Here is an 8,548-nt window from a genome sequence, read left to right on the forward strand (position 1 = left end):
AGCGCGCCAGCTGTTCGGGTGATCAGGCGGCGGCTCTGCGGGCCGCCTGCGTTGCTTCGGCGCGCTCGGCGAGGCGCTGGCGGATGGCTTTTGGCACCTGGCGGGCGGATTTGGCGCGCGGATATTCCATCTCGGTGATGGCGGTATCGCCAACCAGGGCCTGATGCTCGGCCCAATTGTCGAAGTTCAGGCGGTCCACGTTGTCAACAAAGGTTTCCGCCGGGGTGTTTTCGGCCAGGATGAGCGAATGATCCGCGACTTCGACGTGGTAGTAGGTGAAGACGGTGGGAACATCGGTTTCGCGCAGGATTGAGATGCCGTTCACCAGCGCGCCAGCCTGCACCAATATGTCACCGATCAGCACCGCATGGTCGGAGGAGAGCAGCAGATCCCGCGCGGGGATGCCCTCCTCCAGCGCATTGGCCCGGATGCGGATGGGCAGCACGCGCAGCGGGTCGGCAAAAACCATGGAGATGGTCTGGCGGCCGAGCCAGGCGACCGGGGCGGTGCGGCCGTCGCTCAAGCTCACCAGATCGCCGGGTTTTAGGGTTTCAACCGCAACGTCGCCCGAGGGGGTGCGCACGGCTGTGCCCGCCATGAAGCAGGCGGGGGAGCCGGTGGCGCCGAGGAGGTTCCAGCCGACGGTTGGTTGCAGGGTGAGCGTTGCGCCGCCGCCCTGGCCGTCATCGCCCTGCTGGCCATCCTGCCCGCGGCCACTGTTGAAATGATGGCCGTGACGCATGGTTGTTAGCAGGTAGTATTGGCTGGAAGCCTGGTCGCGCACCAGAATGCCGATGTACAGCCCGCCTTTTTCCACCGCCCCGGCATAGGTGAAGCTGCCTGTTAAGCCGCCGCCGTTGCCGGTGCCCGAGAGGGTGGCGCCATACGTGACGGGGGTGGTGCTGGTGGCGCCGGGAAGGGTTATATGCTCGCCCCCATCCTCCTCGTGAAGCAGGTTTTCGGAATTGCTGGTGTTGGGGGCAATGGTGATGTTCCCGCCGGTGTAGGTGACAGCGAACATGCCATTAAATGCTTCGGTCGAGGCCATTGTGGAGAAATCCTTCAAATCAAGTTGCAAGCGGGTATCGACTAGAAGGCTCTTCTGTCAGAAAATTATCAAAAGTACATGTTTTTTCGCCTATTTCTGACAAAAACACTCAAAAGTGAATTTTTCTTTGAGGTATGTCCATTGAATAATGTCTTATAAAAAATTATCGAACATATTTTTAAAATTTTATCCGATTTTTATCTTGCCAGCTTGCATGGCGCAGGCTTACCCGGCTGCCGAGGCTGATTTAGCACCGGCAGAATTTCAGGATATCCTCTACGGGCATAAATTCCGTATTCTCACGCCAACGTGACGTTGGCATTTCATTCCGGAAGGTAAAAAAAGACCGTACAGCACCAAGATTGCGGACTCCGATTTGCTGCGGGAAATTTCTAGCATCCACGAACGCCATTGTTTTTAAATGACAATCACGCATGAGATGAAATCGCAACACGATTCCACCTCATGTCATCATCCTCATGTCATCGTCAGCGCCGGGTGATCAGGCGGCGGCTCTGCGGGCCGCCTGCGTTGCTTCGGCGCGCTCGGCGAGGCGCTGGCGGATGGCTTTTGGCACCTGGCGGGCGGATTTGGCGCGCGGATATTCCATCTCGGTGATGGCGGTATCGCCAACCAGGGCCTGATGCTCGGCCCAATTGTCGAAGTTCAGGCGGTCCACGTTGTCAACAAAGGTTTCCGCCGGGGTGTTTTCGGCCAGGATGAGCGAATGATCCGCGACTTCGACGTGGTAGTAGGTGAAGACGGTGGGAACATCGGTTTCGCGCAGGATTGAGATGCCGTTCACCAGCGCGCCAGCCTGCACCAATATGTCACCGATCAGCACCGCATGGTCGGAGGAGAGCAGCAGATCCCGCGCGGGGATGCCCTCCTCCAGCGCATTGGCCCGGATGCGGATGGGCAGCACGCGCAGCGGGTCGGCAAAAACCATGGAGATGGTCTGGCGGCCGAGCCAGGCGACCGGGGCGGTGCGGCCGTCGCTCAAGCTCACCAGATCGCCGGGTTTTAGGGTTTCAACCGCAACGTCGCCCGAGGGGGTGCGCACGGCTGTGCCCGCCATGAAGCAGGCGGGGGAGCCGGTGGCGCCGAGGAGGTTCCAGCCGACGGTTGGTTGCAGGGTGAGCGTTGCGCCGCCGCCCTGGCCGTCATCGCCCTGCTGGCCATCCTGCCCGCGGCCACTGTTGAAATGATGGCCGTGACGCATGGTTGTTAGCAGGTAGTATTGGCTGGAAGCCTGGTCGCGCACCAGAATGCCGATGTACAGCCCGCCTTTTTCCACCGCCCCGGCATAGGTGAAGCTGCCTGTTAAGCCGCCGCCGTTGCCGGTGCCCGAGAGGGTGGCGCCATACGTGACGGGGGTGGTGCTGGTGGCGCCGGGAAGGGTTATATGCTCGCCCCCATCCTCCTCGTGAAGCAGGTTTTCGGAATTGCTGGTGATTGTGATGCTGCCGCCCTCATAGGTGATGGCGAACATTCCACGGAAGGTTTCGAAAACGGACATGAGCGATGCAACCTTGCTGAAATGGCCGGAATCATCCCGGCGAAGTTACGGATGCTCGCTTAAAACAGGTCTTTCGTTAAAAAATCGTAAACATTCGTCTGAAATCTTCGCAGGAAGGGCAAAGCACAAGCAAAAATGATGAACGGCCAGGCGGTTGTTTATTTCGTAAAAACAACAGAAACCCAGCGCGGGCCGGGGTCGGTGCCGTTCGCGGTGTCGCCGGTGATGAGCAGGGTGGCGGCTGGCAATTTGGCCTGGGTGAGTTGCCGCAGCTGGGCCTGCAGGGCGGCGGCGCTGGCGGTGGGTTGGCCGTTGACTTGCTCGATGACGTTGCCGGCGAGGATGCCGGCCGCGCTGGCGGGGCCTTTGGCGGTGACGGCGGTGATGGTGGCGCCCCCACCGGCCGGTTGGGCGGAGAGGGTGAGGCCGAGGCTGGGGATGGCGATGGCGGCGGGCGCGGTGGCCGGGGCGATGGTTTCGTCCAGCGGCGGAGGCAGGACGGTGATGCACAGAGTGGCGCTGTGCGCGCTGCCATTGCGCCAGAATGTAATGAGGGCTTTGCTGCCCGCGGGGATCTGCGCGGTGCGGATGAACAGCGCGCGCGGGCTGGTGATGGCAACGCCTTTGAGCGCGGTGATAACGTCGCCGGGTTGGAGGATGCCGTTGGCGGGGCCGTTGGGCGAGACGCTGCCGACCAGCGCGCCGGCGGTGTTGGGCAGGTGGAGCGTGGCCTGGATTGCGGGTGTGACCTCCTGCGTGGCGGCGCCGAGCCAGCCGCGCACCATGCTGCCGCTGGCCATGAGCGATTGCGCGACCGGCTGGGCCATGGCGGAGGGGATGGCGAAGCCGATTCCGATGGAGCCGCCGGAGGGAGAGTAGATGGCGGAATCGACGCCGATGACTTCGCCTTTCTCGTTGAACAGCGGGCCGCCGGAGTTGCCGCGGTTGATGGCGGCGTCGGTCTGGATGAAATCGTCGTAGGTACCTTCGTTGATGTTGCGGTCCAGCGCGCTGACGATGCCCGCCGAGGTGCTGCCGGGCAGGCCGTAAGGGTTGCCGATGGCCAGCACCCAATCGCCCACGCGCAGGGCGGTGGAATTGCCGAATTTGACGAACGGCAAGGGGTGGCCGGTGTTGACCTTGAGAACCGCGATGTCGGCATCGGTGTCGCGGCCGGTGACGGTGGCGGGAACGATCGTGCCGTCCTGAAACGTGACGCTGATGCTGGCCGCCCCGGCGATGACATGGGCGTTGGTGAGGATATAGCCGGAGGGGGCGATGACGAAGCCCGAGCCCAGGGCCTCAACCGCCTTGGGCGGCGGCAGCACGGTGCCGGCGGCAAGGGTGATGTCATCGCCGCTGTTGCCGGCGGCGGGGGGCACCGGGTCCGTGCTGGCGATGCTGACCACGGCGGGCATGACGCGCGCGGCGAGGCCGGCCATCTGCGGCAGATTGCTGCTGCGGGCGGCGGGGGCGGTGAGGACCAGAGCGGCGGTGCCGGTGAGGAACACGGCGGCAAGGAGCAGGCGGCGGAGTGAGGTCATGGCCAAATTGTGTGGCGGGGCGGGCATCTCCGCAAGAGGCTGGACACGCCGGGGCGCTGCGTTAAAGCTTGGGGCATGAATGAAAATGACATCCGCGCGGCGCTGGCACCGTTTAACCTGGGTAAAATGCTCGATGGCCTGCATGTGGGCGATGGGCTGGTGCAGGTGACGCTGGCCATAAAACGCGAGGACGCGGCGGCGCTGGAGCCGTTGCGCCGGGATGTGGAGGCGGCGCTGGCGGCGCTGCCGGGGGTAAAAAACGCCTCCGTGGTGTTCACCGCGCATAAGGCACCGCCACCGCCGCCGCCGCCGGTTGCGCCGGTGTTGCCGGGAGTGAAGTCGGTGGTCGCGGTGGCCTCGGGCAAGGGCGGGGTGGGGAAATCCACCGTGGCGGTTAATCTGGCGGTGGCGCTGGCGCAGAGCGGGCTGAGCGTGGGGCTGCTGGATGCCGATATTTATGGCCCCTCGCTGCCGCGGATGCTGGGGCTGGCGCGCAAGCCCGAGGTGCGGGACGGCAAGATGATCCCGCTGGAGGCCTGGGGGGTGAAGTGCATGTCCATCGGGTTTCTGGTGGATGGCGACACCGCGATGGTCTGGCGCGGGCCGATGGCGACCGGGGCGCTGACCCAGATGCTGGGCCAGGTGGAATGGGGCGCGCTGGATGTGCTGGTGGTGGATATGCCGCCCGGAACCGGGGATATTCAGCTCACATTGGCGCAAAAGGCGCGGCTGGCGGGGGCGGTTGTGGTCTCCACGCCGCAGGACATCGCGTTGATCGACGCGCGCCGGGGGGTGAAGATGTTCGCCCAGGTGAATGTGCCGGTGCTGGGGATTGTGGAGAACATGTCCTATTTCTCCTGCCCGCATTGCGGCGGGCGGACGGATGTGTTCGGCCATGGCGGGGCGGCGGCCGAGGCAGCGCGCATAAATGTACCATTTTTGGGCGAAGTGCCGCTGCTGCTGGAAATCCGCGAGACCGGAGATGCGGGGACGCCGGTGTGCGCGGCCGCCCCTTCAAGCGTGGCGGCGGCGTCGTTCCGGGCTGTGGCCGCGGCCGTGGCCGGGGCGTTGGCGCCAGCCAGGCGCGCGCCGCCGCGGATTGTCATCGACTGATGGCGGAGGCTGGGTTTTATCATCTGACCCGCACGAATATGGCCGCGGCGCTGCCCGCGTTGCTGGGGCGCACGCTGGCGGCGGGGGAGCGGGCTGTTGTCGTGTGTAAGGATGCGGCACAGCTGGCGGCGCTGGATGTTGCACTTTGGCAGGCTCATCAGCCAGACTGGCTGCCCCACGGCACGAGCGCCACGCCGCACCCCGAATGGCAGCCGGTTTTTTTGACGCTTGAGGATGAAAATCCGGCCGGGGCGGGGTTTTTGTTCCGGCTTGGCGGGGCGGCGGCGGAGATGGCGCCGTATAAAAGGGTGTTCGACCTGTTCGACGGCAATGATGAGGACGAGGTGGCGGCGGCGCGGGCGCGCTGGCGCGCAGCGAAGGCCGCAGGCCATACCCTGACCTATTGGAAACAGAGCGAGGGCGGCTGGGAAAAGGCTGGCTGAAAACTTAATCGCTTTGATTGTAACATTAAGTGCCAGGCATTCTTGACAGGCCAGGGGGGGATAGGTAGCAACCGGCCAACTTCCGGCGGCGCAGAACCGCTGAAAACAGGTGTATGAACAACGGTCGCGACAAAGAGACTTTTGAGCAACGGCTTGCGGCAGCGCAGGCGGCGGCCAAAGGGCGGACAAAGCGGGATCCGGCGCAATCAGGCGCGGGGGCGGCTAGTCAAGCAGTCAACTTTGCGATGCGCCTGGGGGTTGAACTGGTGGCTGCCATGGTCATCGCCGTGGGGATTGGGTGGGGGCTGGACAGGCTTTTTCATACCAAACCGTGGCTGATGCTTGTGATGGTGCCGGTGGGCATGGCGGCCGGTTTGCGCAATCTGGTGCGGGCCGCGGGGAAAACTGACGGCGGACGGGATAAAAAGTAATGGCAGGCCCAACGATCGACGCGCTCGGACAATTCAGCCTGACACCAGGCCTGGGCCCGCTTGGCCGCGCGGTGGACTTCAGCAACTCCAACGAGGCCATGCTGGCCGCCGCGGTGATCATCGTGGGTATTTTCGCCATGGGCCTGCGGGCGCGCGCGCTGATCCCGGGACGCGGGCAGGCGGTGGTCGAGCTGCTGTATGAATTCGTGCATAATATGTGCGTTGACACCATCGGCGAGGAGGGGCTGCGGTTCTTCCCCCTGGTGTTCACCATTTTCAGCTTCATCCTGCTTGGCAATCTGCTCGGGCTGTTCCCTTATTTTTTCGCGTTCACCTCGCATATCGCGGTCACGCTGAGTCTGGCGCTGTTCGTGTTCGTGTTCTCCACCGGGGTGGGGTTTTATACGCACGGTCTCCGCTTTTTCAAATTTTTCGTGCCGCATGGCGTGCCAGGCTGGCTGCTGCCCCTGCTGGTGCCGATTGAGATTATCTCCTATCTCTCCCGCCCTGTTTCACTCTCGGTTCGTTTGTTCGCCAACATGACCGCCGGGCATGTGATGTGGGAGGTTTTCGCAGGGTTCATGCTGATGCTGGTGGCAAGCTTCGGTATTTTCGGGGTGTTTGCTTCGGTGGTGCCGCTGGGCCTGAACGTGGCGCTGGCGGCGCTGGAATTGCTGGTGGCGGGGCTGCAAGCCTATGTGTTCGCCATCCTCACCTGCCTGTATCTGCACGACGCCGTGCATATGCATTGATGTTTTTTGCTTAAAAAAGTTTCGGAAAGGAAAGTTTAATATGGATCCTCAGTCAGCCGCTCTGCTCGCCAAAGACATTGGCGCCGGTCTTGCCACCATCGGTGTTGCCGGTGCGGGCGTTGGTATCGGTAACCTGTTTGGCGCGTTCGTGTCCTCCGTCGGCCGCAACCCGGCCGCGCGGGACACCATGTTCCGCGACGTTCTGCTCGGCTTCGCGCTGACGGAAGCGGTGGCGCTGTATGCGCTGGTCATCGCGCTGATCATCCTGTTCACCTGATGCGCCGCATCGCCACCATCGCTCTGCTGAGCCTCAGCCCCGCCGCCGCGTGCGCGGAGGGGACCATGCCGCAGATGGATTTCGCCAACCCGCTCACCTCGTATCAGGTGGTGTGGATGGCGGTGATTCTGGTGGCGCTCTATCTGCTGCTGGCCCGCTGGGGTCTGCCGGAGATGGGGAAGGTGCTGGCAAATCGGGCAAGCGTGATCGCGCAGGATCTGGCGGCGGCGCGGGCAGCGAAAATCACGGCTGATCAGGCCGTGGCGGCGCTGAACGCGACGATGAGCCAGGCACGCGGCGCGGCAGGCGCGGAAGTGGCGCAGGCCGTGGCGAAGGCCAAGGCCGAGGCCATGGCACAGGCGGCGGCGCTGGCCGCCAGCCTGGACCAGAAACTGGCTGAATCCGAGGGGCGGATTGCCGCGGCGCGGAGCGCGGCGATGGCCGCGATCAAGCCGGTGGCGGCTGAGGCCGCCGCGAGTATTTTGCAGAAGCTTACAGGCAATGCGCCTGAAGCAGACATTCTGGGGCAGCGTGTGGATGCCGCCCTGGCCGCGGGGAAGGCAGCTTAAGCGATGGAATACCAGGCCCTGAGTTTTACCCCCTGGACGCATGGTGCATTCTGGGTCTTCGTCGCGGTGGTTATTTTCGCGGTGCTGGCTGGCCGCAAGATTGTAAGTCCCATCGCCGCGATGCTGGATGCGCGGGCGCAGAGCGTGCGCGATGCGCTGGAAGAAGCCGCGCGGCTGAAGGAAGAGGCGCAGGCCCTGCTGGCCAGCGCCAAGGCGCGCCAGGCGCAGGCCACCGAGGATGCCCAGCAGATCCTCGCCTCGGCCCATGCCGAAGCGGCGCGGATTGCCGCTGAGCTGGCCGAGGAAGCCCAGGCGGCCGCCGCCCGGCGGGAACGCATGGCGATGGAGCGCATTGCCGCGGCGGAAGCCGCCGCCGTGAAGGATGTGCGGGCCGCCGCCATTGATATCGCGACCGCCGCCAGCGCGCAGATTCTGCGCGACGGCTTTGCCGCCCCGGCTGATGCCGCCCGGATCGACCAGGCGATCGCCAATATCCCCGCCGCGCTGCGCCGCGCGGGCTGAGACCGGCAACGGGCAAGCGCCTCCGGACCTTGCCGCCGGAAATCCCACACAGAATTTGTTGCCTGCAACGTTTATTGCATTAAGGTGACACATGTTGCGTTCCGCTATGCGGGTGGACGGGCATGAAAAATTCTGTTTGGGAGACTTATGTGAGAAAATTTTTTAGTGTGACGGCTTTTGCCGTAGCAGCGATGGCCACGCTGGCGCCGGTGGTGGCGGGCGCGAAGGCGATGACCGAGATCAAGTTCGGTGTGGATGCGACGTATCCGCCGTTTGAGAGTCTTTCCCCCAGCGGGAAGTTTGTAGGGTTTGATATTGATCTTGGCCGGG

11 protein-coding genes are annotated in these 8,548 nt (G+C 63.8%); 8 read left to right on the forward strand and 3 right to left on the reverse strand.

All coding sequences use genetic code 11. The features are described from left to right. Window positions 1-22 precede the first annotated feature (22 nt). Window positions 23-1,048: a Hint domain-containing protein gene (locus PHE40_RS04405; RefSeq protein ID WP_299958534.1), complete on the reverse strand. Its 1,026-nt coding sequence runs from the start codon at window positions 1,046-1,048 to the stop codon at window positions 23-25. A 148-nt stretch (window positions 1,049-1,196) separates the two neighbouring features. Between PHE40_RS04405 and PHE40_RS04410 the strand changes: the two genes are divergently transcribed. After that, the gene (locus PHE40_RS04410; protein WP_299958537.1) at window positions 1,197-1,361 is read left to right on the forward strand and encodes a hypothetical protein; all 165 of its coding nucleotides are present in this window, start codon (window positions 1,197-1,199) and stop codon (window positions 1,359-1,361) included. Between the two features lie 189 nt (window positions 1,362-1,550). On the opposite strand, the gene PHE40_RS04415 is transcribed toward PHE40_RS04410, so the two are convergent. After that, window positions 1,551-2,567 carry a Hint domain-containing protein gene (locus PHE40_RS04415; protein ID WP_299958540.1) on the reverse strand — a complete coding sequence of 339 codons (1,017 nt, stop codon included), beginning with the start codon at window positions 2,565-2,567 and terminating at the stop codon, window positions 1,551-1,553. 158 nt (window positions 2,568-2,725) lie between these two features. Further along, on the reverse strand, window positions 2,726-4,111 hold the full coding sequence (locus PHE40_RS04420; RefSeq protein WP_299958543.1) for a trypsin-like peptidase domain-containing protein: 1,386 nt from the start codon (window positions 4,109-4,111) through the stop codon (window positions 2,726-2,728). Window positions 4,112-4,186: 75 nt separating this feature from the next. Here PHE40_RS04420 and PHE40_RS04425 point away from each other — a divergent pair, with 75 nt between their 5' ends. The 7 genes from PHE40_RS04425 (at window position 4,187) to PHE40_RS04455 (ending at window position 8,218) form a co-directional block, all read left to right on the forward strand. Then, window positions 4,187-5,224 (forward strand): Mrp/NBP35 family ATP-binding protein, encoded by a 1,038-nt coding sequence (locus tag PHE40_RS04425; RefSeq protein WP_299958546.1) that lies wholly within the window; start codon window positions 4,187-4,189, stop codon window positions 5,222-5,224. Next, entirely contained in the window at window positions 5,224-5,667 is a 444-nt protein-coding gene (locus PHE40_RS04430) for a DNA polymerase III subunit chi (protein ID WP_299958549.1), read from the forward strand. The genes PHE40_RS04425 and PHE40_RS04430 overlap by 1 nt, the downstream gene beginning before the upstream one ends. Window positions 5,668-5,780: 113 nt before the next feature. Next, a complete protein-coding gene (locus PHE40_RS04435; protein ID WP_291422322.1) occupies window positions 5,781-6,098 on the forward strand; it encodes an AtpZ/AtpI family protein in 318 nt (105 codons plus the stop codon). After that, window positions 6,098-6,850, forward strand: coding sequence for a F0F1 ATP synthase subunit A (locus tag PHE40_RS04440; protein ID WP_299958554.1), 753 nt, complete (start codon window positions 6,098-6,100; stop codon window positions 6,848-6,850). Before PHE40_RS04435 ends, PHE40_RS04440 begins: the two co-directional genes overlap by 1 nt. 40 nt (window positions 6,851-6,890) lie before the next feature. Continuing rightward, a complete protein-coding gene (gene atpE, locus PHE40_RS04445) occupies window positions 6,891-7,127 on the forward strand; it encodes an ATP synthase F0 subunit C (protein ID WP_284258472.1) in 237 nt (78 codons plus the stop codon). Beyond that, complete coding sequence (locus PHE40_RS04450; RefSeq protein ID WP_299958562.1) at window positions 7,127-7,696, forward strand: F0F1 ATP synthase subunit B; 570 nt, start codon at window positions 7,127-7,129, stop codon at window positions 7,694-7,696. The genes atpE and PHE40_RS04450 overlap by 1 nt, the downstream gene beginning before the upstream one ends. Before the next feature lie 3 nt (window positions 7,697-7,699). Further along, a complete protein-coding gene (locus PHE40_RS04455) occupies window positions 7,700-8,218 on the forward strand; it encodes a F0F1 ATP synthase subunit B (RefSeq protein ID WP_299958565.1) in 519 nt (172 codons plus the stop codon). Window positions 8,219-8,548: the final 330 nt, after the last annotated feature.

It is taken from the genome of Acidocella sp. (assembly GCF_028687955.1).
Classification (GTDB): domain Bacteria; phylum Pseudomonadota; class Alphaproteobacteria; order Acetobacterales; family Acetobacteraceae; genus Acidocella.